This window comes from Streptomyces sp. NPDC021356 (assembly GCF_040641015.1).
In the GTDB taxonomy this organism is placed as follows: Bacteria; Actinomycetota; Actinomycetes; order Streptomycetales; family Streptomycetaceae; genus Streptomyces.
In genome coordinates this window covers 71,532-97,892 of sequence record NZ_JBFACU010000035.1, presented here as the reverse complement: position 1 = coordinate 97,892, position 26,361 = coordinate 71,532, and the positions used below count along the sequence as shown (strand labels likewise).

The window sequence follows — 26,361 nt, the reverse complement described above, 5'->3', positions numbered from 1 at the left end:
AGTCGGGCGGCAGGATCCGCCCCATGTCCCGTTTCACGGCGCCGACGGCACTGAGCTGACGCGCAAGCTCCTCGTACTGCGCCCGCTCGGCCATCACACCTCCGTAATCGTTGCTTGTAACAACCATAGAGGCGGTTGATTGCCTCGGGCACCCAAATCGGCCCACCCGGCGCAAAACCTTGGCAAAGGCAAGCATTGCGAAGGTAAACATCAACGGAGAGTGTGTCCGGCGTCATGCCGCGGGGTGCGGCAGCCCCCTATGTTCGGGGCGGGGAGGCGACCGTGGGGCGTCCACCGGGAGCTCTGCGCTCGCTGCACGGTCGCACGGTCACCGACCGGCTCGGCGAGCAGCGGGATGATGCCCCGCCCCCGTGCGCCGCTGTGTTCTCGATACCGCGGGTGGTCACCACGACGGCGAACCTCGCGAAGGGCGGGGGAAGTTGCTTGACTGGTGGCCATGACACCGACAGTGTTCGAGACCGTCACTCCCCGTCCGAGCGTCTACCTCGATCGTCTCGCCGCGTCCGACCTGGGCCGCTTCTACAAAGGACGTATGCTCGACGAGCTCGACGTCCGGCCGGGCCAGACGGTCGTGGATCTCGGCTGCGGCCCCGGCACCGACCTCGACGCGCTCGCCGAAGCCGCCACCTCGACCGGCACAGTCATCGGTGTCGATCACGACCCTGCCGCAGTGGACGCCGCCCGAGAGCGTACCGCCGGGCAGGCCACGGTCGCCGTTCACCTCGGCGATCTCCACGGCCTGCGACTGGCGGACCGCACCGCGGACCGCGCGCGCACCGACCGGGTGCTCCAGCACGTCGCCGATCCTGCCCTGGTACTGCGCGAAACGCACCGCGTGCTGCGGCCGGGCGGGCGGCTTGTCATGGGCGAGCCCGACTGGGACACCTTGACGATCGACCACCCGGACAGCGACCTGTCGCGCTCCTACACCCGGTACGTCACCGATGAAGTGGTCCGCAACGCGCGCATCGGCAGGCAGCTCCCACGACTCGCGGCCGAGGCCGGCTTCCAGGTGCCCACCGTCATCCCGGTCACGCCCGTCTTCCGGGACGTCCAGGCCGCTGACGAAGTCCTCGGGCTGGAGCGCACCACGCGACGTGCCGTCGCTGCGGGCTACCTCACCGATGAAGCGGCCCGGCGCTGGCTGGCCCACCTGGCCGACGGCCCTTTCCTCGCGGCGGTGACGTTCTACATCGTCGTGGCTGACTCGTAGCCGGGCCGGCCCCGCCCGCACGAGTACCGGCTCTTCGCCGAGGGCCAGGCGAACTCCACGGCTGCTCGCCCGTTCGCGAGATGGAGGGCGTCGTGGTCGCGGAGGACGGACGGCTCCTGGTGCTGCTCCATCCGCTTCCGCCCCGTCCGCGATGACGGTGACCGCGGTCCGTCGCGAGGGGTCAGCACGTGATCGGTCGAAGTGGGCCGGCGCCCGCCCGCTCCGTGGAATCCGAAGGGGGCAGGCGCCGGCGGGCGGTCGTGCGGCTGTGGGCCCGGATGCTCGCGCCGGTCGCGGACCGGGCGGCCGAAAGCACCTGTGCTTCAGCCCCCCGGACGGAGCAGGCCTCGCTCGTACGCCTTCCTCAGGTGCTGCGGGACCAGGTGGGTGGTTCCTTCGAGGGTGACCGGGGCGAGCGGCGGGGTGCCGGCCCGCCACTGGGCGCGGCGGTGGCGGGTGTTGCTGCGTGACATCTTGCGTTTGGGGACGGCCATGACGGTCCTCTCCTCTGCGGGGTAGGGGGCGGTGCTGCGGGGGTCAGCGGCCGGCGCGGGGAAGCAGCGCCATTTCGCGGGCGTTCTTGACGGCCGTGGCGATCTGCCGCTGCTGCCGCCGGCTGATCCGGGTGACCCGGCGGCTGCGGATCTTGCCGCGGTCGGAGATGAACTTCCGCAACAGGTCGGTGTCCTTGTAGTCGATGTATGCGATGCCGGCCGCGTCGAGGGGATTCGGTCGGCTCTTGCGCGCGAGCGTCTTGGTGGGGCGGGGCATGGCAACCTCTCCGGTCGTGGGGCGGGACGCCGTCAGGCGACGGGGTCGAGCAGCTGGTCGAAGCCGGTGCGGCGAGGCCAGGCGCCGGGGCCGGACGCCAGCTCGTCGTCGGTGAGCAGACAGGAGTCGAGCAGCGAGAGCAGCCCTGTCCGGTCCAGGCCGGGAGAGGTGAAGACGAGGTGCTGGCAACGGTCGCCGTGCTCGGGGTGCCAGTCCAGCGCGGCCGCGGCCCGGCGCCCGGCGGACACCATCTCCCAGGCGGCCTCAGGCAGGGAGGCCATCCACGGCCCGGCGCTCTCCACGCACAGCGCGCCTCCGGCAGCGCTCCAGGCGAGCAGGCTGTCGGGCCGGTCCGCCAGCCAGAACCTGCCCCGGCTACGCGCCGCGGCGCAGCACAGGTCCTCCAACGCCTCGTAGAGGCGGCCGGGGTGGAAGGGGCGGCGGCGTTGCCAGACGAGTGTGCCGACCCCTTCCTCGTCGCAGTCGTGAGGGAGCCGCGCGCTGGCCGGATGCTGGGCGGCCGCCGCCGCGTCCACGTCGAACCCGGTGACCGCGGTCACCGCCGTGGCGCCCAACTGCCCGCTGTCGAGGCGGATCTGTCGCGCGGTGGGATGCAGCTGCCGTAGGAGCGCGACGTCCTGCGGTCCGGTGGCGGGACTGTCGGCCACGGCGAGGACGGGGGCGTACTCCAGCTGCCGCGCGAAGGTGTCGCCCACGGTGCGCTGGTCCGTCGCGGCCGCGGCGAGTCCGACGTCCGCGAGGTCGTCGCCGTTGGACAAGTACGGCAGGATCAGCGCGGGGTCCACGGCGGTCACCACGTCGGTGAGCCGGAAGGCGCCGGCGCCGTGGGCGGCGACGGCCTCGGCCATGCCGCGGGGCTCCACGGAGTCCCATAGTTCCAGGACCGCGAGGCGGGTGCGGCCACTGCCGGCCAGCCGCTCCAGTTCGGGAACGAGGTCCTCGCGCAGGGCGCAGCAGGCGCAGTCGCCGACCAAGGGCGTATCACCCCAAGAGGTTTCGCCCGTAGCGTCACGGACGCTGCGCCGCACGGTGCCCGCCGGGGCGGTGGACAGGTCGTGGTGGAGGGCGACGCTGCCGGGTACCTCGTGCAGCAGCCGTTCGACCGTGTGCCGGCGAGCCTCGGCGTGCAGACCACCGACGATCACCACGGGCATCGGTCCGCCGGGGGTCATCGGCTGCCCCCGTCCGGTCCGTAGCGGCGCTCGAAGCGCTCGACGCGGCCGGCGGTGTCCAGCACGCGGGCGGTGCCGGTGCAGAAGGGATGGCTCGCCGAGGAAATCTCGACGTCGACCACCGGGTACGTGTGGCCGTCCTCCCAGTCGACGGTCCTGTCGCCGGTCATCGTCGAGCGGGTCAGGAGGGCGAAGTCGCCGGCCTTGTCGCGGAAGACGACCGGACGGTAGGCGGGGTGGATTCCTGGCTTCATGGAGTGCGTTCCCTGGGTCGAGGTGTCGTCGGGCGGGCGGAGCCGACGCGGTCAGCGTTCCTCACGGAACTCGACGTGGCGTCCGGCGACGGGGTCGAACTTCCGCAGGGCGAGCCGGTCCGGGTCGTTCCGTCGGTTCTTCCGGGTCACGTAGGTGTAGCCGGTCCCGGCGGTGGAACGGAGCTTGATGATCGGGCGTACTTCGTTGCGAGCCATGCGGGGTAGCATACGACAATGATTTCCATTACCGGTAAGCCGGTGAAGAGAAAGGCAGGGCCCGTATGTCCGCCCACTGTCAACTGACCGGAGCAGAGCCGGTGTTCGGCAGGAAGATCTCCCACTCGCACCGGCGCACCTCGCGCCGGTTCGACCCCAACATCCAGAACAAGCGGTACTGGCTGCCCGGCGAAGGACGTCACGTCCGGCTGCGGTTGAGCGCCCGTGCCGTCAGGACCGTGGACATCATCGGCATCGAGGCCGCGGTCGCCCGGATCCGAGCTCGTGGGGAGCGTGTCTGATGGCGAAGAAGAGCAAGATCGCGAAGAATGAGAAGCGGAAGCAGATCGTGGCCCGCTACGCGCGGCGGCGCACCGAACTCAAAGCGCTCCTCGCCTCCTCGGGGGCCACGGACGACGAGAAGACGGCCGCGCAGGCGGAACTCCGCCGCCAGCCCCGGGACGCGAGCGCGACACGGGTACGCAACCGCGACAGCGTCGACGGACGCCCGCGCGGGCACCTGCGCAAGTTCGGCCTCTCGCGGGTGAACGTGCGCGAGCAGGCGCACGCCGGACACCTGCCCGGAGTGACGAAGTCGTCCTGGTGATCCGGGCCGAGTGGGGGCGGGCCTCCGGGGTCCGCTGATCACCGAAGCCCCCGGCGGCGACGCACCTGCGCCGGCTCGCCTCCCGGTGCCGGTCCGGAGCACGGCCCCGGCGCACGGCCGCCGTGTCCCGGCCCACCACGCTCCTGCGGGGCGTCGGTGCCGCCGGGCGCGGCAGACGGGCTCGGGTGTGCGCCCGCACGGGTGTGCGCCCTGGCCGCCCCCTCACTTCCTGTGGTTGGCGGCTCGGCCCTTCTTCTGCGGGTGAGCGCCTTGATGTGGCGTCTACGCAGGTGGGTGTGGCCGGATGTCGCCTGCTCCGACGGTCCGCACGTCCTGCGCTTCCGCGTCCGGGACGGGAGTGCGCGGGCTTGTCGGCGGATGGGCCGGGAAGGGGTGGGAAGGGGTGGGTGCATACGCCCCCAGCCCGTCCACGCCGGCGGACGACCTACCTGCCGCGCGTGGACCTGATGCGCGGGTCGGCCTGCACGCGCATCAGGAACGCGATCCAGCTGCGGTAGGGCTTCCACCGCTCCGCGATGTCCGCCAGCGCCGGGACGCCGCCCGCGGGGGCTTCGAGGGCGTAGACGTCGGCCATGGCGGCGTGCAACCGGGGTTCGTGGCGGGGGAAGAGATCCGGGTGACCGGCGCCGCGGATGAGGATGAGTTCGGCGGAGAACGGGCCGATTCCGGGCAGCTCCCGCAGCGCGGCGAGGGCGTCCTGGGCCGGTAGGGCGCGCAAGGACGCGGCGTCGAGTGCACCCGCGTCCGCGGCCTCGGCCACGGCGTGCAGCCGGCTGATCTTCACCTCGGTGAGGCCGGGAAAGCTCGTGACTGTCCGCAGGGCCGCCGGGGAGGGAAAGGCGAACACCTCCTGCCCGGCGACCTCGACCCGGCGGCCGTGGCGCTGCGCGAGGAGCGTCTTGACTGCGGCGGCATGGCTCTTGCGGACCCGGTGGCCGATCACCGTCCACACCGCAGCCTCGTAGGGCGAGTTGAAGCAGACCGGGCGCAGTCCGGGGAACCGTCTCATCAGCCCGGCCACCACCGGATCGGCGGATGCCAGTTCCGGGAAGCGGTCGCCGTCGACATCCAGGGAGAGGATGCGCGCAACGCTCTCGGCGGCCTTCTCCGCTTCGGCGGCGCCGGCAGCGGGTGAGGCGGGAAGGTGCCGGGGACCGAGGCCGGCCGGGCGGAGCGTGATCTGGGCCCGCACCGCGCCGTTGTCCCCCGGCGTCCGCTCCTGCCGCACGGCGGCGGTGACGGTGAAGCGGCCGTCGTCCGAGGGAAAGGCCAGCCGGAGCACCGGGTCCTGCCCTCCCCGGTAGGCGGCTGGGGTGAAGCCTCGCAGGAAACGCAGGCCGGCGTCGAGTGAGAACGGGCCGCGGGGGGCGAGGACCACAGCGCTCAATGTCAGCCTCCGTGCACGGTGAGCCGGTAGCCCTCGGGGCCGGTGAAGGAGAACGTCAAGCCGAACGGAGTGTCCTCCAGGGCGCTGACGTCCTGCGTGTCGGCCTGCGCCAGCTGCTCGCGCAGCGCGCTCGCGTCCGAGGTGCGCAACCACAGCGCCACGCCCAAGCCGGGACGCGCGGCATCGTCCAGGTCCACGCCGGGAAGCGGCTCGCGCACGGCGAACGCGATCGGGCCGGTGGAGAACACCACCGCGCCGGGCCGCGAGGCCGGCGCCCGGCGCAGTCCGAGGCGCTCCTCGAAAAAGGCGGCTGCGGCGGGCACGTCCTTCACCTGGAGAGCGACGAAATCGGGACCTTCGACAGTGGCGGCCATGGTTCCTCCAGAACCGAATGTCAGGACTTTGACATACGTGACTGTAGGCACCCCGCCTCCCACATGTCAAAATGCTGACATGGAAGACCGTTCATCCGTGCCCCCGCCCCATCCGGCCCAGGACGTGACGGAGCATGTGGGATACCGCCTCAAACGCGCCTCAGCCGCCCTGCGCAGCGCCATGGACAAGGCCCTGCGCGAGCACGACCTCACCGTTCCGCAGTACTCCTGCCTCGAACTCCTCGACCGGCAGCCCGGCCTGTCCAACGCCGATCTGGCCCGCGGCACCTTCGTCACCCGGCAGTCGGCCAACGTCGTCCTGCGCGGCCTGGAAGAGGCCGGCCTCGTCACCCGGGCGACCACGACCGACCACGGCCGCGCCCTGCCCGTCCACCTCACCCCGGCCGGACGGCGGCGCCTGGACGCCGCGCGCGGCGCCGTCTACGCCATCGAGGAACGCATGATCGAGGCCGTCCCCGCGGACCGCCTCGCGGCACTGCTCGCCGACCTCGACAGCATGGCCGAATCCCTTGACGAGTGACCGCCCGGGAAGGCGCCCCCGGGTACCCCCGTGACCTCCGGTGTGGCACGCCGCCCACCAGCCCGGCCGACGAGACCACGCATCCGGAGCGAGCCCCGGCGGGATCCGTCGCGGACGGCAACGCTCACCGGCCCCGCACGGGGTCAGCGTGGTTCTCGGATGCTGTCGATGATGCGCGTCCAGTTGTCGCTGCCGTGACCGTTCTCGATCGCGCGCCGGTAGTGGGCCTGCACGGCCAGGGGGAGCGCGAGGTCGAGGTCGAGTGCCGTGCTGGTCTCGACGATGTGGCCGGACGTCGCGCCCATCATGGTGACCGTGCTGAGGTCGCCGGGATGTCGTCCGGCATCGAGCGCGGTACCGGGGTGCTCTTCACCAGCCCTCAGGATGTCGCCGATCGAGTCGGCGCAGGACAGCAACTCCGGCAGCGCTTCCCTGGCCTTCAACCCTGCGGTTCCCAGCATCGCGGTGGCATGCATCAGTCCGGACAACGCGGACAGGAACAACGTGAGTTGGGCTTGGTACATCATCTGGGCCAGGCCCGGGTCATCGCCCAGATGCCTCGGTGTTCCCAGCAGTGCCAGCGCCGCCAGGTGGCTCTCCTTCTCAGGGGCGTGGCCGCTGTAGTAGACGAAGGCCGCCTCCGTGCCGACCATCGGAGCGGGGACCATGACACCTCAGGTGAGGAAGGCGGCCCCGTGACCCGCCGCCCAGGTCGCCGCCTCGCGTGAGCGGTCGGGAGTGTCGGAGGACAGGTTGACCAGCGTCCGTCCGGCGAGCGATGCGCTCGCGCCGTCGAGGATGCGCCGGGCAACGATGGCCAAGGCACCGAGACGCGGGCCTTACATCTGCGGGATCGACGCTGCGCTCGACGTGGTGAGCGGCAAATGGAAGGGACTGATCCTCTGGGAACTCGACGCCCATCGCGTACGCCGCTTCGCCGAGTTGCGTCGCGGTCTGCCGGGAGTGAGCGAGAAGATGCTGACGCAGCACCTGCGTGAGATGGAGGAGGACGGCCTCGTCCACCGCGAGATCCATGCCGAGGTGCCGCCGCGGGTGGAGTACTCCCTGACCGAGCACGGGCGCACGCTCAATCAAGCGCTCACGCCACTCGGCGCGTGGGGGGGCCGAGCGAATACGTCGCGAAGACTCCGAAGCGGTCGACGTAGCGTTGTGACCGAAGTGGTCGGGTTGCCGGGGGGCGGGTTGCCGACAGCCGGCTGCGAAGAGGCTCACCGGGTGGGCGGCTCGGCGAGTGACAGGCTGTTCCCGTCCGGGTCCAGCACGACCACGTGGCGCACGCCGTTGCTGTAGGTCTCGACCGGTTCGTGGTCGATCCCGTGCGCGGCGAGTCGGGCCAGGATGCCGTCCAGGTCGGTCACACCGAGTGTGATCACGGCTCCCCCGACTCGCTCAGCGCGCACGTCCCGATCGTCGACGACGACCCACGCGTTCTCTCCGAGCTGCCACAGGTACTCCTCGCCGATGATCTCGTCCGGCGGGCGCCCGAAGAACGCCTCGCACCACTGCGCCGCCTCGGTCCGGTCACTCACGCACAGGACGCTGTACAAGTCCACTCGGGTCACTCCTCACAGTCGCTTCGGAAGCCGGACCACTCCAGCGAGCGAGACTCATCGGCGCAAGGCTGCCCGGTTGCCCCGCCGCCCCTCGGCGATCGCCGCACCGCGCTCCCCTCCCCCAGGGTGTACCAAACTGTTGAGACATCACAATCTCTCACTTTCGGATCGGTCGACTCCTCCCCTGATTTGCCTGCTGGCTGCTGGCATGATCCCCATGAGGGCAAGTCAGGCCCATGTAGCTCCTATACAAAACGAGGAGGCTCGTGTGACTCGTAACAGTCATGTTCTGGTGACGGGCGTAGGTGCGATGACGCCGCTGGGGGCCGATGCGCCGTCGTCGTGGTCGGGGCTGTTGGACGGTGAGTCGGGGGTGCGTCTCCTGGAGGAGGAGTGGGCCGCGGACCTGCCCGTGCACGTTGCGGCCGGGCTCACGGTGGATCCTGCGTCACTGCTTCCGAGGGCCGAGGCCAGGAAACTGGACCGCGGTGAGCAGGTCGCCCTCCTCAGTGCGCGCGAGGCTTGGCGGGACGCCGGTGCTCCGCAGGTCGAGCCGGAACGACTGGCCGTCGTCATCGGCACCGGGACCGGTGGTGTCCTCTCCACGCTGGGACAGGACGACGTCTTCGAACGCGCCGGGATCCGCCGGCTGTCGCCGTTCGCGGTCCCCATGCTGATGCCCAACGGGCCGGCTGCCTGGGTGAGCATGGACCTGGGCGCGAAGGGGGGTGCCAGGACGCCGGTGAGTGCCTGTGCGTCCGGGGCGGAGGCCCTCGCCCTGGGGCAGGATCTGATCCGCAGCGGGCGCGTGGACGTGGTCGTCGCAGGTGGGGTGGAGGCATGCCTGCACCCCTTCACTCTCGCGGCGTTCGCCCAGATGAAGGCCCTGTCGACGCGGTCCGTGGACCCGGAGACCGTGTCCCGCCCTTTCGACGTCGAACGGTCCGGCTTCGTCATGGGCGAGGGCGCCGGGATGATGGTGCTCGAACGCGCCGAGTTCGCCCGGGCCCGTGGAGCACGTGCCCACGGCACGCTGGCCGGCAGCAGCGTGAGTTCGAGCGCGAACCACATCACGGCGTCCGACGCGGAAGGCCAGGCCTTCGCCATCGAACTGGCGCTGCGCGACGCCGGACTGGCCCCGGCGGACATCGGGGTCGTACACGCACACGCCACCTCCACGGAGTCCGGCGACCTGGCGGAGGCCGAGGCGATCGGCCGCGTGATCGGCAGCCACGCCGCGGTGACCGCGACGAAGTCGATGACAGGTCACATGTTGGGCGCTTCCGGCACGGTCGGCGCCATGGCCGCTCTGTTCGCGCTCAAGAACGGCACGGTGCCGGCCACGCGCAACCTCGACGACCTCGATCCGCGGGTGGAACTGGACGTGGTGCGCGGTGAGCGGCGCACCGGGCAGTGGTCCGCGGCCCTGGCCAACTCCTTCGGATTCGGCGGACACAACGTCAGTCTGGTGTTCACCAGGTGACGAGGAGGCCTTGGCGGGCAAGGTCGTCGCGGGCCGCCGGCCCGATGGGGTCCGGCCCGGACCCCGGCCGGCCGGTGCCCCCGCCCGCTTCGTCAACCTGCGGCCCTTCGCCTCTCCGGATGAACCGGAGGTGCGCGCGGGTCCCGTCCGCGACACGGGCACCGTGCGTCCGTGCAGCGCGCCTTCCCCGTCCCGCCGACCAGGCGTCGGAGTGCTTCTTGCCGGTACCGGAACGCGTCGGCGCCGGTCAGGAGCCCTCGCGGTGAGCCTCCACGCTTCACGTCCGGTGGGGCGGGCTCCCGCGAGCCCGCCCCGGAGGCCGGCGTGGGTTGTCAGCCGGGCGAGGCGCGTGTGGGCGGAGCGCTTCGGGGCAGGCGAGGCGCGATGTCCCGGGCGTAGGAGGTCACGTGTTCGACCGCTTCCAGCTGACACGATGCGAGGGGGACGGTGCTCACCTGCGGGTGCGCCATGGCGGCGACGGTCCGGCGGTGCTGCTCCTGCACGGTCACCCGCGCACCCATGCGACCTGGCACCGCGTCGCCCCGTTGCTGGCCGCGTCCGGCCACACGGTGATCTGCCCCGACCTGCGCGGCTACGGCCGGTCCGACAAACCCCCCACCGACCCGGAGCACCTCCCGTACTCCAAGCGCGCCATGGCCGGCGACTGCCTGGCGGTCATGCGCCGCCTCGGGCACGAGCGGTTCGCGGTCGTCGGGCACGACCGGGGCGCGTACGTGGCCACGCGCCTCGCCCTGGACCACCCGGAAGCGGTGTCCGCCGTGAGCGTCCTGGACGCCGTCCCCATCGGGGAGGCACTGCGGCGCTGCAACGCCACGTTCGCCGCGAGCTGGTGGCACTGGTTCTTCCTCGGACAGACCGACAAGCCCGCTGAACGCGTCATCAACGCCGACCCCGGCGCCTGGTACAAGGCGACAGCCGAGCAGATGGGGGCCGAGGCCTACGAGGACTACCACCGCGCCATTCATGACCCGGCCACCGTGCACGCCATGTGCGAGGACTACCGCGCCGGTCTCGGTGTCGACCGGGAGCACGACGACGCCGACCGTCAGGCCGGCCGACGCATCGGTTGCCCGCTGCAGGTGCTGTGGGCCTCCCGCGACGACATGGTCGACCTCTACGGCGACGTGCTGAGCGTGTGGCGGGACTGGACGAGCAACCGGCTGTGCGGCGGTCCGATCGACTCCGGACACCACATCGCCGAAGAGGCTCCCGAAGCGCTCGTCGCCGCCCTGCGCGAGTTCTTCAGGAGCTGCGGCTGAGCCTGCGCCGGCAGGTGGCACCGGACCGGCTCGCATGATCTGCTCACGCCGCACCATCGGCTCACGCCGCACCATCGACGGATCCCGGGCCGCGTGAACCGGTGGCCGTGCCCGCACGGCGCGGTCCGCGCCGGCCGCAGGACCGCCGCCCTCAGGAGGCGGCGGACAGCGTGCGGCCGGCTCTCCGGCGCGGTCGGTCTCCTGCGATCGCAGCAGGTCCAAGTGTCTGCGTCCGGCCGACGACGAGAGGTCGGGGGCCTGCGAGCGTGAGGGTGGGCCGGGTCTGCCGGCCCACCTCGTGCGGCGTACCCCTCGAAAGGCTCCTCGATGTCCTCTCTCGCCCGCTGGTGCCACAGGCACCGGCTCGCCGTGGTCCTGGCCTGGGTGGGCCTGCTGATCGCTCTCGGCGCCGCGGTCGGCGCCGCCGGCAACGACTTCGGCAACAGCCGGACTTCGCAGAACACGGACTCCGCCCGGGCCACGGCGCTGCTGCGGAAGGCCGCCGCCGGCGCGGCGGGCAAGAGCGGGCGGGTCGTCTGGCAGGTGAAGGACGGCAGGGTCACCGACCCCGTCGCCGAGCGGCCGATGGCCGACGCCGTACGGAGGGTCGAGTCCGCTCCGGGCGTCGCCTCGGTGAGCAGCCCCTTCACGGCGGCGGGCCGGCGTCAGGTCAGCGAGGACGGCAGGACGGCGTACGCGACCGTCACCTTCGGGCAGCATGTGAGCGACACCCAGATCGCGCGGGTGAAGCAACTCGCCACGCAACCCGAGTCGGGCGGCCTGCACATCGCGATGAACGGGCAGGCGTTCACCGTCAACCCCGAGCCGAACCCTGTCGCCGACGCCATGGGCATCGTCCTGGCCTTCGTCGTGCTGCTGCTGGTCTTCCGGGCGGTGTGGGTGGCGGCGCTGCCCATCCTCACGGCCGTCGCGGGCGTGGGCACCTCCGCGATGGCGGTGATGATGCTCAGCCATGTCGTCACGCTGTCCGACACCACCCTCACCCTCGGCTCGCTGATCGGTCTGGGCGTGGGGATCGACTACGCCCTGTTCATCGTGAACCGCCACCGCACCCATCTGAGGTCGGGCATGAGTGTCGGTCAGTCGATCGCCGCGTCCCTCGACACCTCCGGTCGTGCGGTGGTCTTCGCCGGGCTGACCGTCGTCATCGCGCTGCTCGGCATGCTCACCCTGAACGTCGGCATCGTCAACGGCATGGCCATAGGCGCCGCCCTCACCGTCGTGCTGACCGTGCTTGCCGCCCTCACCCTCCTGCCGGCGCTGCTCGGCATGATCGGTCCTCGGATCCTCGGCCGCCGGGGGCGCCGCGCCGCGGCCGGTGAACGGGCGCGCACCATGTCGTCCGAGGCCGGGACGGGACCGTGGAATCGGTGGGCAGGGCAGGTCCAGGCGCGGCCGAAGGCCCTCGCGCTGGCCGCCCTCGCCGTCCTGGCGGCGCTCGCCGTGCCGGCGCTCACCCTGCGCCTGGGCGCGTCGGACGACGGCAGCCTTCCCGCGACCTCGACGAACCGCCAGGCGTACAGCATGATCGCGGAGGGTTTCGGACCCGGTTTCAACGGTCCGCTCGTCCTCGCCGTGGAAGCACCGACCGCCGCCGACAAGGCGGCCGAGGCCGAACTGGCCGCGACGATCAAGCAGGTGGACGGTGTCGCCGACGTCGGTGCCGCACCCATGAAGGAGGGGCAGGACGTCGGTGTGATCTCCGTCGTGCCGTCGACGTCCCCGCAGTCCGCGTCGACCTCCGGCCTCATCGACCACCTGCGCTCGGAGGTGATCCCGCAGGCCGAGCGGGGCACGTCGATGAAGGTCCACGTCGGCGGCCCCACCGCGAGCAACGACGACTTCGCCTCCGTACTCATGGGCAAGCTGCCTGTGTTCGTGCTGGTGATCGCCGCACTCGGCTTCCTGCTGCTGACCGTCGCCTTCCGCAGCCTGCTCGTTCCGGCGCTCGGCGCGCTGCTGAACATCCTGAGCACCGGTGTGGCCTTCGGGGCGGTCGTGGTCGTCTTCCAGTACGGTTTCGGCGCCTCGCTCCTCGGCCTCGGCGCCGCCGGACCGATCGAGTCCTTCGTGCCCATCCTGGTCGTCGGCATCATGTTCGGGCTGTCGATGGACTACCAGGTCTTCCTGGTCAGCCGCATGCGCGAGGAATGGGCCCGTACCGGGGACAACCGCCACGCGGTGCGGGTGGGGCAGGCCGAGACCGGCAAGGTGATCGCGGTGGCGGCCACCATCATGGTGTGCATCTTCGGGTCGTTCGTCTTCGGCGGGATGCGGGTGATCTCCGAGTTCGGCGTGAGCCTCGCGGTGGCCGTCGCGCTCGACGCCCTGGTGATCCGCATGGTCCTCGTTCCGGCGCTCATGCACCTGTCCGGACGCGCCAACTGGTGGCTGCCCCGCCGGCTGGACCGGGCGCTTCCCCGAGTGTCGGTGGAGGGTCCGGCGCGTGAGCCGTCGCAGTGGGCCGGTCCAGGCCCCGGCCGTGAGCCGCAGAGGACCGAAGCCGGCCGCTGACCTCGTCGGGCCGGATCGCGGAGGGGCCGCGGGGCCCCGGCACGGGGTTCCCGCGCCGGGGCCCCGCCGTGCCCGGCCCGAGCCGCGCGCCACGTGTGTTGCATAGTGAAGGAATGCAGGTGACAGCCGTGTTTCGGCAGTGGTCGGCCCGTCACGAACGAGTGCGCGACGCGTGCCCGGCCGTGCTGGTGGTCCTGGTAGCGGTGGCGGCGAGTGCCGTGGGGCAGTCAGGCGCCGGGGATCTCCGAACGCCTCTTCGTCACCCCGGTCACCGTCAAGACCCACGCCAACCGCGCCATGGCCAAACTCGGCGCCCGCGACCGTGCCCAACTCGTCGTCATCGCCTATGAGACGGGGCTGGTCCGCGCGGGAGAGCCCCGGGTCTGAGCGGGCCTCTCGCGGCGGCCTGCCACCCGACCGCGCCTCGCTGTTCCGCCCGCATACCGACGGCCGGCGACCGTCCCGTGACCCCTGCGGTCCCTGTCCCGTCCGAACCGGTGGCCAGCCGGCCGCGGACTTCGTCCTGGTGCCCGACGCCTGATGTCCCAGGGGCACTCGGTCAGGATCGCCACCCGCCCTTTCGAGCGCGGGCCGGAGCACTCGCCGTGGCGCGCGTCACGGCGCCGACCTCTGGTCCCCGGGCCGACGCAGCACTGTCAGCAGGCCGTGCCGGCCGGCCAGTGCCGCCAGCGACAGCGTGTGGTAACCGGCCTGGTCGAACAGCACGGTGATGCGGTCCGGGTCCTGGCTCAGCACGGTGCCCTCGCCCCATTCCTTGTGGCGTACCTCGCTCCCGACGGGATAGGAGGCCGCGTCGGGGTGAGCGGCCGGCTCCGTGTCCTCCTGCCCGGAGCGGTCCTCCTCGCACCTGTCGCAGTTCCCGCACGGCGGCACGTACTCCTCGCCGAAGTAGCCGAGCAGGAAGCGGCGTCTGCACCCGGTCGTCTCCGCGAACGCCCGCGCCATGTCCACCCGTGACCGGTCGGTCCGGCGGTGCGCCTGCGCGGCCTCAGTCGCTTGTTCGGCGGCTTGACCGGCAGAGACGCCGGGGACCGGCCGCACCTGGCCGTCGTCCCCCGTGGCGACGGCGTCCGCCTCCTCCAGCAGGTTCACCGCCGCGGTGACACGGTTGCGGGAAAGACCTGTCTCCTCGCGCAGTCCGTCCAGGCCCGCGGCCTCTCCCTGGTGGTCGTGGACGGCCTCGGCCACGTCCGAGACGGTGCCCGGGCTCGGAGCGCGGCCGGCGAAGTAGGTCTGCATCCCGGTGTCCTGCGGCCGGTGACAGAGCACGGCGAGCGCGGGCCGGCCGTCCCGGCCGCAGCGGCCGATCTCCTGGTAGTAGGCGTCCAGGGACCCCGGCAGCGAAGCATGCAGGACGAATCGGACGTCCTCCTTGTCGATCCCCATGCCGAACGCCGAGGTCGCCACTACGACGTCGGCCGCGCCGGACAGGAAGGCGTCGTGGATCCGGGCGCGCTCGCAGGCGCGCAGTCCGGCGTGGAACCTCTCGGCGGCCAGTCCCAGGGAGCCCAGTTCACGAGCGTAGTACTCGCAGTCCTTGCGGGACGCGGCGTAGACGATGCCGGGCTTCGGCTCGGCGGCTGCCCGTTCGATCACGGACCGGCGCCGGTCGTCCTCGCTCTGGAAGCGGCAGGCCTCCAGCCGGATGTTCGGCCGGTCGAACCCGGTCACCATCAGGCGCGGACGGCGCATGCCCAGCCGCTCGATGATCTCCCTGCGCACGGGCGGGGCGGCTGTCGCGGTCAACGCGAGTACCGGCGGCCGGCCCAGCCGCCGTACCGCCTGCGCCAGGCGCAGGTAGTCGGGGCGGAAGTCATGGCCCCAGGAGGACACGCACTGTGCCTCGTCCACCACGAGCAGGCAGGGGCGGGCCGCGGCGAGCCGCTCCGCGACCTCTTCCTTGGCCAGCTGTTCCGGCGACAGGTACAGGAAGCGGGCCTCGCCCCGGTCCACAGCCTGCCAGGCGGCCTCCGTCGTCGTCGCGTCGAGGTCCGAGTTGACGGCGACCGCGCCGGGGACCCGGTCGTCGTCCGGCAGACCGGCGATCTGGTCCCGCTGGAGGGCCAGCAGCGGAGAGACCACCACGACCGGTCCGGAGAGCATCAGCGCGGGTACTTGGTAGACGGCCGACTTCCCGGATCCGGTCGGCATGACGACGAGGACGTCCTCGCCGTCCAGTACCCATTCCATGGCCGTGAGCTGTTCGGGCAGGAGGGTGTCCCAGCCGAACACGTTCGAGGCGATCTCACGCAGGCGCCCGGCCCTGCCCTCGTCCACCGGCGACCCCTGGCGTCCCATGACCCACTCCCTCGCTCCGTACTTCCCCACTGTGTGTGCGGACGTGCGGCAGGGGCGCGTCCGCGGCGCGACCTGGGTACCCGCGCGGTCGGCGGACCACACCGCGACGCGCGAGATCAGCCGCCGGGTGGACGCGGAGCGCAACGGGGTACTCGCCGCCCCGACCGCCGGACCGTCCGGCAGCGGTCCGCGCCCGCTCGAAACGATCTCGGGGAGCTGCCCATGTCCCAGCCTCGTCAGCAACAGGTCCCGCCCGGTGTCACTTCCGCCATGGTGCCCCGGCCCGATCATGGTGAGGACAGTTACCGGGGATCCGGGCGGCTGGCCGGCAAGGCCGCGGTGATCACGGGCGGGGACAGCGGGATCGGCCGTGCGGTGGCGATCGCGTACGCCCGTGAGGGGGCGGACGTGCTGGTCTCCTACCTCGACGAGCACGAGGACGCGCAGGAGACGGCGCGGTGGGTACGGGAAGCCGGCCGCACGTGCGTGCTGATGCCTGGGGACGTGGCGGACCCGGCGCACTGCCGGTCGATCGTCGGCAGGGCCGTCGAGGAGTTCGGCCGGATCGACGTGCTGGTGAGCAACGCCGCGTTCCAGATGACGCGCGACTCCATCGAGGACATCCCCGACGAGGAGTGGGACCGCACCCTGGCGATCAACCTCAGCGCCTTCTTCCACCTGACGAAGGCCGCCGTCCCGCACATGGCTCCGGGCTCGTCGATCATCGGCAGCACATCGGTCAACTCCGACAGCCCGCCACCGCAGCTACTGGCCTACGACGTCACCAAGGCGGGCATCGCGAACATGGTCGGCTCGCTGGCCCAGATGCTGGCCTCGAAGGGCATCCGTGCCAACAGCGTCGCTCCGGGCCCGATCTGGACACCGCTCATTCCGGCGACCATGCCGCCGGAGCAGGTGGAGAGCTTCGGATCTCAGGTGCCGCTCGGCCGGGCGGGCCAGCCGGCCGAGCTGGCGGCGGTCTACGTGCTGCTCGCCTCGGACGAGGCGAGCTACGTTTCCGGGGCCCGGGTCGCGGTCACCGGCGGACAGCCGATCCTGTGAGCGCGGGCGGGGCGGCTCTGCATCCGCTGTATCCACTGCGGCTTTCCGTCACGGCGAGGCCGCTGGTGTTCGGGGGACAGGCGATCGCCCGTCGCCTGGGCAAGACGGGGCTGCCGGACTGGAGCATCGCGGAGACCTGGGAATGCAGTGACGTCGACGGCTCCGGCAGCGTCGTGACCAACGGGCCGCTGGCCGGCCGGTCCCTGCGCGAGGTCGTCACCGATCTTTCCGAGGCGCTGATGGGGCCCGGATGGTCCGGCTCGTACTTCCCGCTCCTGACGAAGTTCATCGACGCCACCGGCACCCTGCCCGTGCACCTGCACGCCGACGACGACTCCGCCCGGCGCCTGGAAGGCCGACCCAACGGCAAGACCGAGGCATGGCACATCCTGGACGCCGCCCCCGGTGCGACCGCCCTGTGCGGTGTCAAGGAGGGGGTCACGAGCGACCGGCTGCGGGCCGCCCTGGAGGCGCAGGAGTTCGACACCGTGCTGCGCCGCCTGCCGGTGCGTGCGGGAGAAACCCTGTACGTGCCCGGCGGCACCCCGCACAGCTTCGGACCGGACACCCTCGTCTACGAGATCGAGCAGACGTCCGACATCCAGCAGCACGCGATGCGCTGGAACATGGAGGACGGTTCCCCGGTGGGCGACGCGGAGTTCCGCTCCCACCTCGACATGCTGATGCGGCAGGTCGACCTGGAGACCCGGCCGGACTTCACTCCCGGTCTGAGCATCGCCGTCGGGGACGGGGTGGAACGGGTCTTCCTGTGCGCCGGCCCGTACTTCGCCCTCGAACGCCTGCGGGCAGGGACCGCGGAGCCGTTGCGGCGCTCCTTCACCACCGCGCAGGTCCTCACCAACGTCGGCGCTCCGGTCCGGGTCCGGACCGGCACGTGGAGCGGAGCACTCGGCCGCGCCGGGACACTGCTGCTGCCCGCGGCGTGCGGGAACGTCGAGATCGCGGGACCGGCCGATGTCCTGTTCGGCTACCTGCCCGACCTCGACCGCGACGTCCGCGGCCCGCTGCGCGCCGCCGGCTACTCCCTCCCGCTCATCGGCTCGCTGGGTGCGAGTCGCTGATCACCGGACGCGGGGTGCGCCGGGGGCGGCGGATCAGAAGGCGTAGCGAAGGGTGAGCCAGGGCGCGTGCGCCGCGCTCAGTTCCCGCAGGCGCTGCACGGCGGCCCCTTTCATGCCGGTGCGGTAGCGGACGTTGTCGTCACCGTTCTGGGACCGCTTGGCCTGCTGGAGTTCCGGGCGCCACAGCAGTTCTTCGGCGCGGGGGTGCCAGCCGAGGTTGATCTCGTGCAGGCCGCGGTTGTGGGTGAGCAGGATGACCTCGGCGGCGGCCTGCGCCTTGACGGCGGGCGGGAGTACGTCGTCCAGTTGCCGCAGCGGTTCGGCCCAGGCGGCCTCCCAGCCGGAGCGCACCACGACGGGCGACAGGTTGAAGTGCACCTCGTGACCGGCTTCCAGGAAGTCGGCCGCGGCGGCGATCCGCTCGGGGACGGGATCTCACGACCGCGTGGCGACACGGCCGCCTCGGGCTCGGCGTGGATCTCGCGGATCCGCAGCAGGCTATCGGGGACCGGGGACGGGACCGCCGGCCACGAGCGGGGATCGGACCCGGCCTCGGACTCGGACGTGGTGCGCTGCTCGAGCGGGTGGTCGTCAAGGACCAGGACCCGGAAGTCGGACAGCCGCTCGTGCCGCGCGGGCGGCAGCCTCACCTCGCGGGCCACGCCCAGCGTCAGCGGATCCGGTCCGGCCATGACGTCGAGCAGGAGCGCGAGGCCGCGGGCCGTGCGCGCCATCGGCCCGACGACGGCGAGGTCGAGGTCGGTCGGCAGGGCCGGCGTGGTCGGCGGGACCGTGCCGCGGCTCGCCGCCAGCCCCAGTGTCGGCTTGTGTGCGTGGACACCGCAGAAGTGTGCGGGGACACCGCAGAAGTGTGCGGGGGTACGCAACGAACCGGCGAGGTCGGAGCCGATGGAGAGCACACCGAATCCGGATGCCAGGGCCGCCGCTGATCCGCCCGAGGACCCGCCCGGTGTGCGGCCGTGGTCCCACGGGTTGTCGGTGGTGCCGTGGATCTCGTTGAAGCTCTGCACGTCCTGCAGCCCGAAGGGCACGTTCGTCCTGCCGAGTATCACCGCGCCGGCGGCCTTGAGCCGCGACACCTGCACGGCGTCCTCGGCCGGCAGGTGGTTCCGGTGGAGGGACATGCCCCAGCTCGTGGGCAGTCCGGCGATGTTGTACGACTCCTTGACCGTCACCGGAACGCCGAGCAGCGGCCGGTCCTCCCCACGGGCGCGCGCCTGGTCGGCCTCGCGCGCGGCGGCCCGTGCACGGTCGAAATCCGGCACTCAGATCGCGTTGATCGCTTCTTCGTCCCGTTCGATACGGGCGATCGCCTCGTCGGTCAGTTCCGCCGAGGCCACTTCACCGGCGCGCATGGCAGCCGTGAGCATGTCTGCCGACTGCAGATTCCATTGCTTGGACCGGGACCGTACCGACGTCTGCGGCAGGCCACGAAATGCCTTGTCAGGCAAGGGGGATGGCCTTCCTCGGCCGTCGCGCCCAGCGACGTCAACGCGATTGCGGGAACTGCCTCGCACGAGCGAACACGATTCACGTCACTTTGACGGGCCGGTGATGCAGGCAGCGGCCTTGTCCCACACGGCGGCCGGTCAGGTAAACACACCCTTCCGGACAACAAGAATGATCACTCATCCAATTCGCTTACCAGGCGAATCGTTCCGCTGGGGGAACCTTCGGATGCATCGTCCGTGAGCGGAAAGGAGTCGTCCGCATGGCCGACTGGAAGCAGATCAGCGGCGCGCTGGTCCGGATCGCGGCGGGGTCCCGCACCAACGTGTGGGGAGTGAACTCGGCCGGCAACATCTACCGCTACACCAACAACGACGCCGACCCCTGGCAGCAGATCCCCGGCGCCCTCACCGACATCGGCGCAGGCGCCGACGGCACCGTCTGGGGCGTCAACTCCGCCGGGAACATCTACCGCTACACCGGCGACCTGCCTGCCTGAGCCGCTCCGCTCCCCCGCACACGCCACCTGACCGCGTCACTTCATGCGCCGGGCCCCGGGGGCATGTCCCCGGGGCCCGGTGCGGCCGGCTCCCGTCGGGTGTGCGTGCCTGCCGAGCGCGACCCGGAAGGAGCGAGCGTCCGGGCGGGGGCAGCGACAAGGCCCTCAGCCGTCTATCAGGCGCGAGGTGCGTCCGGATCCCGGGACAGCCCGGCCACCTCGTCGACCAAGGGCTGGACCCGGTAGGGGACGACCGCACTCAACGCGATGACCGTCGTACTGCGACGGACGCCCGGTACTTCGAGGACGTGGTCGATCACCTGCTGCACGTGCTGGTTGCTCGTGCCCGCGATGCGGCACCAGATGTCACCGGGGCCGGTCACGACGTGGGCCTCGACGATCTGCGGCACGCCACGCAGACGTGCGGCGATGGCCTCGCGGGCCGGCTGGTCGACCTCGAACGTGGTGAACGCCTCGACCACGTGGCCGAGCGCGGCGACGTCCACGTCCGGTCCGTAGCCGGTCACCACGCCGGAACGGGTCAGCCGGTCGAGCCGTGCCTGCAGGGTGCCGCGCGCGACGCCGAGTCGGCGGGCGATCTCCAGCAGGCCCTCACGCGGGCGCTCCCGGAGCAGGCGCAGCATCCGGCCGTCGAGCGGGTCGAGCCCCTGTCGTGTCACCGTGCCTGCCGATCTGCGACCTCGGGGGCGCCTCCGCGCCCTATTCCTTGTCACATTGACAACGGAGTACGGAGTCTGTTGCCTATTCGGCTGTCGGTGGCCCACGCTGGGACCCCCGGTCCAGGAGGCGCAGTCGTGAGACAGCACACCCATCCGTTCGTCCCTTACCGGCCCGACCGGTACGACGAGGCCGAGACGGTCCAGCGGGGCAAGGACTTCGTGTCGTTCCTCGACCGCCGCCGCAGCGTGCGGTTCTTCAGTGACGAGCCGGTCCCGCGCGAGTGCGTCGACCTTGCCGTCGCCGCGGCGAACACCGCCCCCTCCGGTGCCCACTTCCAGCCGTGGAAGTTCGCGGTGATCGGCGATGCCGAGACCAAGCACCGCATCAGGATCGCCGCCGAGGAGGAGGAACAGGTCAATTACGAGGGCGGGCGGATCCCGCCCGAGTGGCGCGCCGCGCTCGCACGCCTCGAAACGAGTTCGGACAAGAGCTTCCTCGACGTCGTGCCGTGGATCGTCGTCTGCTTCGCCGAGAAGAGCACCGCGATGCCGGACGGCTCGCTGCGCAAGAACTACTACGTGAACGAGAGTGTGGGCATCGCGTGCGGCTTCTTCATCGCCGCGCTGCACGCGATGGGGCTGAGCACTCTGACGCACACACCCAACCCGATGGGCTTCCTCACCAGGATCTGCCGTCGGCCCGGCAACGAGCGGCCCTACATCCTCTTCCCCATCGGCTACGCCGCGGCCGACTGCGAAGTCCCGGACCTGGTACGCAAGTCGACGGCAGAGGCAACCGCCGAGAGCCCGGTGACTTGACGGTGGCGTCGCGCCATAGTGACCGGCATGACCACTTCACCACACGCCACCGGCGTACCAGGAACGGCCGGCGCGACGGAGCGCCCGGCCCGAGGGGGAGAACCTTCGCACCGCCGGAGGGCGTTGCGGGGGGCCGGGCTCGCCGCGGCGGCGGCGTTCGTCACGGCGACACTCGCGGTGCCCAACGCGACGGCTGCGACGGCTGGGACATCCACCGCGACGGCCTCGTCCGCCGCCTCCGGGCAGCGGACGGCTGCCCTCCGCTGGAGGGCGTGCCCCTTCCCCGGTGCGCCGGAGGAACTCCAGTGCGCCTCCGTCCAGGTCCCGGTGGACTACGCGCACCCCGAAGGGCCGACCACCACGGTCACGGTGGACCGCCTCCCGGCGACCGGCGCGCACCCGGTCGGCAGCCTGTTCTTCGATCCGGGCGGACCCGGTGGTTCGGGGACACGGGTCGTGTACGCCGAGTCCCTGGGCACGAAGGTGTTCTCGGCCGCCACCCGGGAGAACTTCGACGTGATCGGCCTGGACCCGCGCGGCATCGGGCTCAGCGGCGCGGTGCGCTGCGATCCGGCGCTGCTCAACCGCCGGGTCTCGCCGTTCCCGAAGGACGAGGCCGCCTTCGAGCGCCTGGTCGCGCGCAACCGGGAGCTGGCCGAGAGCTGCCGGCGGCTCACCGGACCTCTCATGGACCACGTCGACACCGTCAGCGCCGCACGCGACCTGGAGGCCCTGCGCCGGGCGCTCGGCCAGGGCAAGCTCAACTACCTCGGGCTGTCCTACGGTTCGCAGCTCGGCGCGACGTACGCCGAGCTGTTCCCGCGGCACATCCGCACGCTGGCGCTGGACGGCGCGCTCGACCACTCGCTGCGGACGACGAGCCTGTTGCGGTACGAGGCGCACGCCTACGAGGACTCCTTCGACCGGTTCGCCGACTGGTGCGCGGACGACCGCTCCTGTGCCCTGCACGGCACCGATGTGCGGCGGCTCGTCGACACCCTGGTGGCGAGCGCGGACCGTACGCCGCTCCCGGCCCCGCAGTGCGCCGAGGCGGGCGACTGCCGTGCGTCCGTGACCGGGGACGACATCCGGCTCAACCTGCAGAACCTGCTGCTGTTCCCGGCCCGGCGCAACAACGCGGCCCTCGCCCTGCAGCAGGCGGCGGGCGGTGACGCCTCGGCGTTCTCGCCGGCGCTCGCCGCCGGGCCGATCGACGACATCATGAACGGCAGCGGCATCGCCGTCGAGTGTCTCGACTGGCCGACGCCGATCCGGACCCTGGCCGATCTGCGGCGGCTCCGGCGACTCGGGGAGGCGTCCGCGCCCCGGCTCGGCGGCGCCTCCCAGTCGTGGACCATCCTCACCGGGTGCGTCGGCCGGCCGGCGCCGGTGGTGAACCCGCCGCGTCCGGTCAGTGCCCGTAACGCGCCGCCGATCCTGATCACCAATGCCACCCACGACCCGTCGACGGCGTACCCGTGGGCGCTGCGGCTGCACCGCCAGCTGTCGTCCAGTGTGCTGGTGACCCGTGAGGGCGACGGCCACACCAGCTATCTCGCCCGCGGCCCCAGTCACACCCGGGACGCCATCGACACGTACCTGCGCACCGGCCGGGCCCCGGCGCCCGGCACCGTCTACGGCGACTGACCCGACCCCTGCCGCCGGGGAGGCGGGCCGGCACGGCAGACCCTGCCACGGCGACAAGGGCCGGTACGGCAGGCGGTCCCGGAGCGCTGTCGCCCGCCGCCGCGGTCGGCGGGCGCGCTCGTGAGAGGCCCCGCTGGTTTGCGGGGCTGTGCGGGGGCACCCTTCGGGCATGGAGGACAGCCGAGCCGCCCGCCCGCCGACCCGTGCCTTCGTGCTGGGCGGCGGCGGTGCGCTGGGCGCCTACGAGGTCGGCATGCTCAAGGCGCTCTTCGCCGCCGACCTGTACCCGGACCTCGTCGTCGGCACCTCCGTCGGCGCGATCAACGGTGCCGCCGTGGCGGCCGACCCGTCGCGGGCGTCGGTGGCCCGGCTCGCCGACCTGTGGACCGGTCTCGGGCGGGCCGGCGTGTTCTCCGGATCGCTGCTGGGGCGGCTGGGCACCGCCGTGCGCAGCGGCACCCACCTGTACCACCCCACGCCGCTGCGCGACCTGCTCTCCTCCCACCTTCCGGTGACACGCGTCGAGGAGCTGGCCCTGCCGTTCCAGTGCGTCGCGGCGAACATCGAACGGGCCGCCGAGCACTGGTTCGCCGCGGGGCCGCTGGTGGACGCGGTGCTCGCCTCGTGCGCGGTGCCGGGGCTGCTGCCGCCCATCCGGCTCGACGGCGAGCACTACGTCGACGGCGGCCTGGTCAACAGCATCCCCGTCGGCCGCGCGGTGGCCCTCGGGGCGAGCGAGGTGTACGTCCTGCAGGTCGGCCGCGTCGAGCGCCCGCTCTCGCCGCCGCGCGCTCCCTGGGAGGTGGCGCTGGTGGCGTTCGAGATCGCTCGCCGGCACCGGTTCGCCCGGGACATGGCGGACCTGCCGCCCGGCGTCACGGTCCGTGTGCTGCCGTCGGGCTCGGCCCCCGAGGAGGGCACAGGCACCCTGAGGCAGCTGCGGTACCGCAGCTTCGGCCGGACCGCCGAGCGCATCGAGCGCGCCTACGCGGCCTCCTCCCGGTACCTCGACACCGCCCTCGGCGCGTCCGACGGCGCACCATGACCGCCTCGGGTGCGCGTCGAAGCCGCCCGGCGAGGCTCACCGGCGCGGTGGTCACCGGGCTGCGCCGGACCCTCACCATCGCGCTGCTGTCCGCCCTCGTCCCCGCGGTGGCCGCGCTCCTCGTCGTGGCGGCCCTGCTGTGCGCGCCGGTCTCGCTCGCCACGCACGGCCCCTGGAGGCCGGTGCGGATCACCTGCTTCGCCCTGCTGTACCTCCTGGTGGATCTGGCCGGAGTGGTGGCCGCCGCCGGGCTGTGGGCGCGTCGGCTGCCCGAGGGGCGGGCGGGGGCACAACGGCGTGCCGCGGACGCGTTCGCCGTGCTGGAGAGGCTGCTGCGAGTCCTGCGGCGGGCGGGCGAGCGGGTCTTCCGGCTCCGGTTGGAGGTGACGCCCCCGGTGCCGGGCGGGACCGGCGCTGTGGCGGCGCCCCTCCTGGTCTTCGCCCGGCACGCCGGTACCGGCGATTCCTTCCTGCTGCTCCAGACGCTGCTCGGCCGGGCCGGGCTGCGGCCCCACACGGTCCTGAAACGGGTCCTGCGCGCCGATCCCGCACTCGACGTCCTCGTCGGACGGGTCCCCCACTGCTTCCTCCCCTCATGGCGCGGGCGGTCCGAGGACGCGATCGGGGACCTGGCGGCCGGGCTGGGCCCCGGCGACGCCCTTGTGCTCTTTCCGGAGGGCGGCAACTTCACACCGCGCCGCCGCCGGCGCGCGATCGCCTCGCTGCGCCGCCGGGGGGCGCCGGGCCGGGCGTCCCGCGCGGAGCGGATGCACCACGTCCTGCCGCCGCGGGACGCCGGTGCTCTGGCCGCGATCGCCGCCGCGCCCACGGCCGACGTGGTCTTCGTGGCCCACACCGGCCTCGACGCGATCCACTCGGTCCGCACCGCCTGGAGCCGGCTGCCGCTGCGTGACAGCGTGCGGGCGCACTGGTGGCGCATACCCGCAGGCCGCGTGCCGCAGGGCGACGACGCCCGCAGCGAGTGGCTGCTCGCCCAGTGGGCCCGCGTCGACCGCTGGACGGCCCGCCACGCCGGTCCGGACGCGATACACGCGTGAGGCCCCGTCGGCCGGGCGGTTCGGAAGGTCGCGCGGGCCCGGGCAGCGGCGCGTCACAGCGTGGCGGTCGTGCCCTCCCCCGACGCGCTGCCCGCGAGCCACTGGTCCCATCCCAGGTTGAAGTCGGCGTAGCCGTTGTCGGCCGGCGCCTTGGCGCGGGGCGAGCCGGTGATGGTGACGGGGTCGCCCTGCTTGACCTGGTCGTAGAACCACTTGGCGTCCGACAGGGAGAGGTGGACGCAGCCGTGCGAGCCGCGGGCGCTGCCGCTGCCCGGGTCGGGGTCGCCGGTCGAGTAGTGCACGTAGGTGCCAGACTGGGTGAGGTGGACGTCCCAGGGCAGCGTGAGGTCGTAGTAGTTGGGGCTGCCCTTCTGGCAGCTGATGCCGACGCTGCAGGAGGTCATGTGGACCTTCTTCTGCTTGTCGATGACGGCCATCGTGCCGTTCCACGTCGGGTACTGGGCGCTGCCCGCGTTGATGGACAGGGTACGCACGGCGTGGCCGTTGCGGGTCACCTTCATGGTGTGGCCGCGCACCGAGACGTCGGCGCGCACGTCGTCGCCGACCTTGAAGGTGTGTGTGTAGCCGTGCACGCCGTAGCGTCCGTTGCCGTTGCCGACGCCCGTCAGGTCGGCGTCGATCTTCACCGTCGTACCGGAGGGCCAGTACTCCTTCGGGCGCCAGTCGGCGCGCTTGTCGCCGAACCAGTGCCAGGCGCCGGCCACCGGCTGGGAGGCGCTCACCTTCATGTGCTTCTCGACCGTGGCCCTGGCCTTCGCCGCCACCGGGTTGCTGAAGACCACCGAGATCGGCATGGCCACCCCGACCGTGGTGCCCGACTGCGGGGTGATCGTCTCCAGCAGCATCGGCGGGCCCGCGGGTTTCGTGGGCGACGGGGACGAACCGGCGCTCGGCTTGTGCGAACCCTTCGCGTCGGTGCCGGTGGCCTGATCGCTGCCGCCGTGGCCACAGGCGCTCGCGCCCACCAGCACCGCGCCCATGACGAGTGCGATCCCTATGCCGCCCCTGCGCCGTCCCATGACCTGCCTCGCTCTCTCGACTCTCCGGCCCCGACGGGCTCACACTTCCCGGTCGGGCTCACTCCCCTGTCAGATGGTGAAGTCCCGGGAACAGGTTCCCCGGTGCCGCGTAAAGCGTCTCTCAAAAATCGGACCGCGAGCAGGTCCGTCGGGGTGGCGCCGGCCGGACG

25 protein-coding genes and 6 pseudogenes are annotated in these 26,361 nt (G+C 72.1%); 16 read left to right on the top strand and 15 right to left on the bottom strand.

Features of this window, described 5'->3' with window-relative positions; genetic code table 11:
• Positions 1-94 (bottom strand): annotated as a pseudogene (locus AB0G56_RS34070) (MarR family transcriptional regulator); the annotation flags it as partial.
• 363 nt (positions 95-457) lie between these two features.
• On the opposite strand from AB0G56_RS34070, the gene AB0G56_RS34065 reads away from it, so the two are divergent.
• Positions 458-1,234 (top strand): methyltransferase domain-containing protein, encoded by a 777-nt coding sequence (locus AB0G56_RS34065; protein ID WP_360977403.1) that lies wholly within the window; start codon positions 458-460, stop codon positions 1,232-1,234.
• 323 nt (positions 1,235-1,557) lie between these two features.
• On the opposite strand, the gene rpmF is transcribed toward AB0G56_RS34065, so the two are convergent.
• From rpmF to rpmG, 5 genes are read right to left on the bottom strand one after another with little or no spacing between them, the layout of a single operon-like run.
• Positions 1,558-1,728, bottom strand: coding sequence for a 50S ribosomal protein L32 (gene rpmF / locus AB0G56_RS34060; protein ID WP_360977400.1), 171 nt, complete (start codon positions 1,726-1,728; stop codon positions 1,558-1,560).
• 43 nt (positions 1,729-1,771) lie between these two features.
• Positions 1,772-2,005, bottom strand: coding sequence for a 30S ribosomal protein S18 (rpsR, locus tag AB0G56_RS34055; RefSeq protein ID WP_360977397.1), 234 nt, complete (start codon positions 2,003-2,005; stop codon positions 1,772-1,774).
• A 32-nt stretch (positions 2,006-2,037) separates the two neighbouring features.
• The gene (locus AB0G56_RS34050) at positions 2,038-3,198 is read right to left on the bottom strand and encodes a GTP-binding protein (RefSeq protein WP_360977394.1); all 1,161 of its coding nucleotides are present in this window, start codon (positions 3,196-3,198) and stop codon (positions 2,038-2,040) included.
• Positions 3,195-3,452 carry a type B 50S ribosomal protein L31 gene (locus AB0G56_RS34045; RefSeq protein ID WP_360977391.1) on the bottom strand — a complete coding sequence of 86 codons (258 nt, stop codon included), beginning with the start codon at positions 3,450-3,452 and terminating at the stop codon, positions 3,195-3,197. The genes AB0G56_RS34050 and AB0G56_RS34045 overlap by 4 nt, the downstream gene beginning before the upstream one ends.
• A 51-nt stretch (positions 3,453-3,503) precedes the next feature.
• Positions 3,504-3,668, bottom strand: coding sequence for a 50S ribosomal protein L33 (gene rpmG, locus AB0G56_RS34040; protein WP_360977388.1), 165 nt, complete (start codon positions 3,666-3,668; stop codon positions 3,504-3,506).
• A 65-nt stretch (positions 3,669-3,733) separates the two neighbouring features.
• Here rpmG and rpmB point away from each other — a divergent pair, with 65 nt between their 5' ends.
• Both rpmB and rpsN read left to right on the top strand, forming a co-directional pair.
• A complete protein-coding gene (gene rpmB / locus AB0G56_RS34035) occupies positions 3,734-3,970 on the top strand; it encodes a 50S ribosomal protein L28 (RefSeq protein WP_360977385.1) in 237 nt (78 codons plus the stop codon).
• Positions 3,970-4,275 (top strand): 30S ribosomal protein S14, encoded by a 306-nt coding sequence (gene rpsN, locus AB0G56_RS34030; protein ID WP_360977382.1) that lies wholly within the window; start codon positions 3,970-3,972, stop codon positions 4,273-4,275. Before rpmB ends, rpsN begins: the two co-directional genes overlap by 1 nt.
• Before the next feature lie 445 nt (positions 4,276-4,720).
• On the opposite strand, the gene AB0G56_RS34025 is transcribed toward rpsN, so the two are convergent.
• Together AB0G56_RS34025 and AB0G56_RS34020 are read right to left on the bottom strand one after the other, a co-directional pair.
• A complete protein-coding gene (locus AB0G56_RS34025; protein WP_360977379.1) occupies positions 4,721-5,683 on the bottom strand; it encodes a DNA-3-methyladenine glycosylase 2 family protein in 963 nt (320 codons plus the stop codon).
• Positions 5,684-5,685: 2 nt separating this feature from the next.
• Positions 5,686-6,057: a VOC family protein gene (locus AB0G56_RS34020; RefSeq protein WP_360977376.1), complete on the bottom strand. Its 372-nt coding sequence runs from the start codon at positions 6,055-6,057 to the stop codon at positions 5,686-5,688.
• A 79-nt stretch (positions 6,058-6,136) separates the two neighbouring features.
• On the opposite strand from AB0G56_RS34020, the gene AB0G56_RS34015 reads away from it, so the two are divergent.
• The gene (locus tag AB0G56_RS34015; protein ID WP_360977373.1) at positions 6,137-6,598 is read left to right on the top strand and encodes a MarR family transcriptional regulator; all 462 of its coding nucleotides are present in this window, start codon (positions 6,137-6,139) and stop codon (positions 6,596-6,598) included.
• Positions 6,599-6,741: 143 nt separating this feature from the next.
• Here AB0G56_RS34015 and AB0G56_RS34010 read toward each other — a convergent pair.
• Positions 6,742-7,386, bottom strand: a pseudogene (locus AB0G56_RS34010) (NAD(P)-dependent oxidoreductase); the annotation flags it as partial.
• A gap of 25 nt (positions 7,387-7,411) precedes the next feature.
• Between AB0G56_RS34010 and AB0G56_RS34005 the strand changes: the two are divergent.
• Positions 7,412-7,720, top strand: a pseudogene (locus tag AB0G56_RS34005) (helix-turn-helix domain-containing protein); the annotation flags it as partial.
• Between the two features lie 107 nt (positions 7,721-7,827).
• Here AB0G56_RS34005 and AB0G56_RS34000 read toward each other — a convergent pair.
• Positions 7,828-8,172, bottom strand: coding sequence for a VOC family protein (locus tag AB0G56_RS34000; protein ID WP_360977370.1), 345 nt, complete (start codon positions 8,170-8,172; stop codon positions 7,828-7,830).
• Positions 8,173-8,440: 268 nt separating this feature from the next.
• Between AB0G56_RS34000 and AB0G56_RS33995 the strand changes: the two genes are divergently transcribed.
• The 4 genes and pseudogenes from AB0G56_RS33995 to AB0G56_RS33980 all read left to right on the top strand — a co-directional run.
• Complete coding sequence (locus tag AB0G56_RS33995) at positions 8,441-9,655, top strand: beta-ketoacyl-[acyl-carrier-protein] synthase family protein (RefSeq protein WP_360977367.1); 1,215 nt, start codon at positions 8,441-8,443, stop codon at positions 9,653-9,655.
• A gap of 407 nt (positions 9,656-10,062) precedes the next feature.
• Positions 10,063-10,935 (top strand): alpha/beta hydrolase, encoded by an 873-nt coding sequence (locus AB0G56_RS33990; protein WP_360977364.1) that lies wholly within the window; start codon positions 10,063-10,065, stop codon positions 10,933-10,935.
• 327 nt (positions 10,936-11,262) lie between these two features.
• Positions 11,263-13,470, top strand: coding sequence for an MMPL family transporter (locus AB0G56_RS33985; RefSeq protein ID WP_360977361.1), 2,208 nt, complete (start codon positions 11,263-11,265; stop codon positions 13,468-13,470).
• Between the two features lie 240 nt (positions 13,471-13,710).
• Positions 13,711-13,857, top strand: a pseudogene (locus AB0G56_RS33980) (helix-turn-helix transcriptional regulator); the annotation flags it as partial.
• 228 nt (positions 13,858-14,085) lie between these two features.
• Here the strand turns inward: AB0G56_RS33980 and AB0G56_RS33975 are convergent.
• A complete protein-coding gene (locus AB0G56_RS33975; protein WP_360977358.1) occupies positions 14,086-15,789 on the bottom strand; it encodes a RecQ family ATP-dependent DNA helicase in 1,704 nt (567 codons plus the stop codon).
• A 222-nt stretch (positions 15,790-16,011) separates the two neighbouring features.
• Between AB0G56_RS33975 and AB0G56_RS33970 the strand changes: the two genes are divergently transcribed.
• Both AB0G56_RS33970 and AB0G56_RS33965 read left to right on the top strand, forming a co-directional pair.
• Complete coding sequence (locus tag AB0G56_RS33970; RefSeq protein WP_360977355.1) at positions 16,012-16,851, top strand: SDR family oxidoreductase; 840 nt, start codon at positions 16,012-16,014, stop codon at positions 16,849-16,851.
• A gap of 65 nt (positions 16,852-16,916) precedes the next feature.
• Positions 16,917-17,933: a class I mannose-6-phosphate isomerase gene (locus AB0G56_RS33965; RefSeq protein WP_360977352.1), complete on the top strand. Its 1,017-nt coding sequence runs from the start codon at positions 16,917-16,919 to the stop codon at positions 17,931-17,933.
• A gap of 33 nt (positions 17,934-17,966) precedes the next feature.
• Here the strand turns inward: AB0G56_RS33965 and AB0G56_RS33960 are convergent.
• Both AB0G56_RS33960 and AB0G56_RS33955 read right to left on the bottom strand, forming a co-directional pair.
• Positions 17,967-18,365, bottom strand: a pseudogene (locus tag AB0G56_RS33960) (spore photoproduct lyase family protein); the annotation flags it as partial.
• 146 nt (positions 18,366-18,511) lie between these two features.
• A pseudogene (locus tag AB0G56_RS33955) lies at positions 18,512-19,324 on the bottom strand (amidase family protein); the annotation flags it as partial.
• Between the two features lie 341 nt (positions 19,325-19,665).
• Here AB0G56_RS33955 and AB0G56_RS33950 point away from each other — a divergent pair.
• Positions 19,666-19,902: a tectonin domain-containing protein gene (locus AB0G56_RS33950; RefSeq protein WP_360977349.1), complete on the top strand. Its 237-nt coding sequence runs from the start codon at positions 19,666-19,668 to the stop codon at positions 19,900-19,902.
• A 176-nt stretch (positions 19,903-20,078) separates the two neighbouring features.
• Here the strand turns inward: AB0G56_RS33950 and AB0G56_RS33945 are convergent, their stop codons facing one another.
• Positions 20,079-20,582 carry an Lrp/AsnC family transcriptional regulator gene (locus AB0G56_RS33945; protein ID WP_360977346.1) on the bottom strand — a complete coding sequence of 168 codons (504 nt, stop codon included), beginning with the start codon at positions 20,580-20,582 and terminating at the stop codon, positions 20,079-20,081.
• Positions 20,583-20,717: 135 nt separating this feature from the next.
• On the opposite strand from AB0G56_RS33945, the gene AB0G56_RS33940 reads away from it, so the two are divergent.
• From AB0G56_RS33940 to AB0G56_RS33925, 4 genes are all read left to right on the top strand, one after another.
• Positions 20,718-21,401: a nitroreductase family protein gene (locus AB0G56_RS33940; protein WP_360977344.1), complete on the top strand. Its 684-nt coding sequence runs from the start codon at positions 20,718-20,720 to the stop codon at positions 21,399-21,401.
• 27 nt (positions 21,402-21,428) lie between these two features.
• Positions 21,429-23,048 (top strand): alpha/beta hydrolase, encoded by a 1,620-nt coding sequence (locus tag AB0G56_RS33935; RefSeq protein WP_360977341.1) that lies wholly within the window; start codon positions 21,429-21,431, stop codon positions 23,046-23,048.
• Positions 23,049-23,217: 169 nt separating this feature from the next.
• Positions 23,218-24,093 carry a patatin-like phospholipase family protein gene (locus AB0G56_RS33930; protein WP_360977338.1) on the top strand — a complete coding sequence of 292 codons (876 nt, stop codon included), beginning with the start codon at positions 23,218-23,220 and terminating at the stop codon, positions 24,091-24,093.
• Complete coding sequence (locus AB0G56_RS33925; protein WP_360977335.1) at positions 24,090-25,151, top strand: hypothetical protein; 1,062 nt, start codon at positions 24,090-24,092, stop codon at positions 25,149-25,151. Before AB0G56_RS33930 ends, AB0G56_RS33925 begins: the two co-directional genes overlap by 4 nt.
• A 53-nt stretch (positions 25,152-25,204) precedes the next feature.
• On the opposite strand, the gene AB0G56_RS33920 is transcribed toward AB0G56_RS33925, so the two are convergent.
• Entirely contained in the window at positions 25,205-26,191 is a 987-nt protein-coding gene (locus tag AB0G56_RS33920) for a L,D-transpeptidase (RefSeq protein ID WP_360977332.1), read from the bottom strand.
• Between the last annotated feature and the right edge of the window lie 170 nt (positions 26,192-26,361).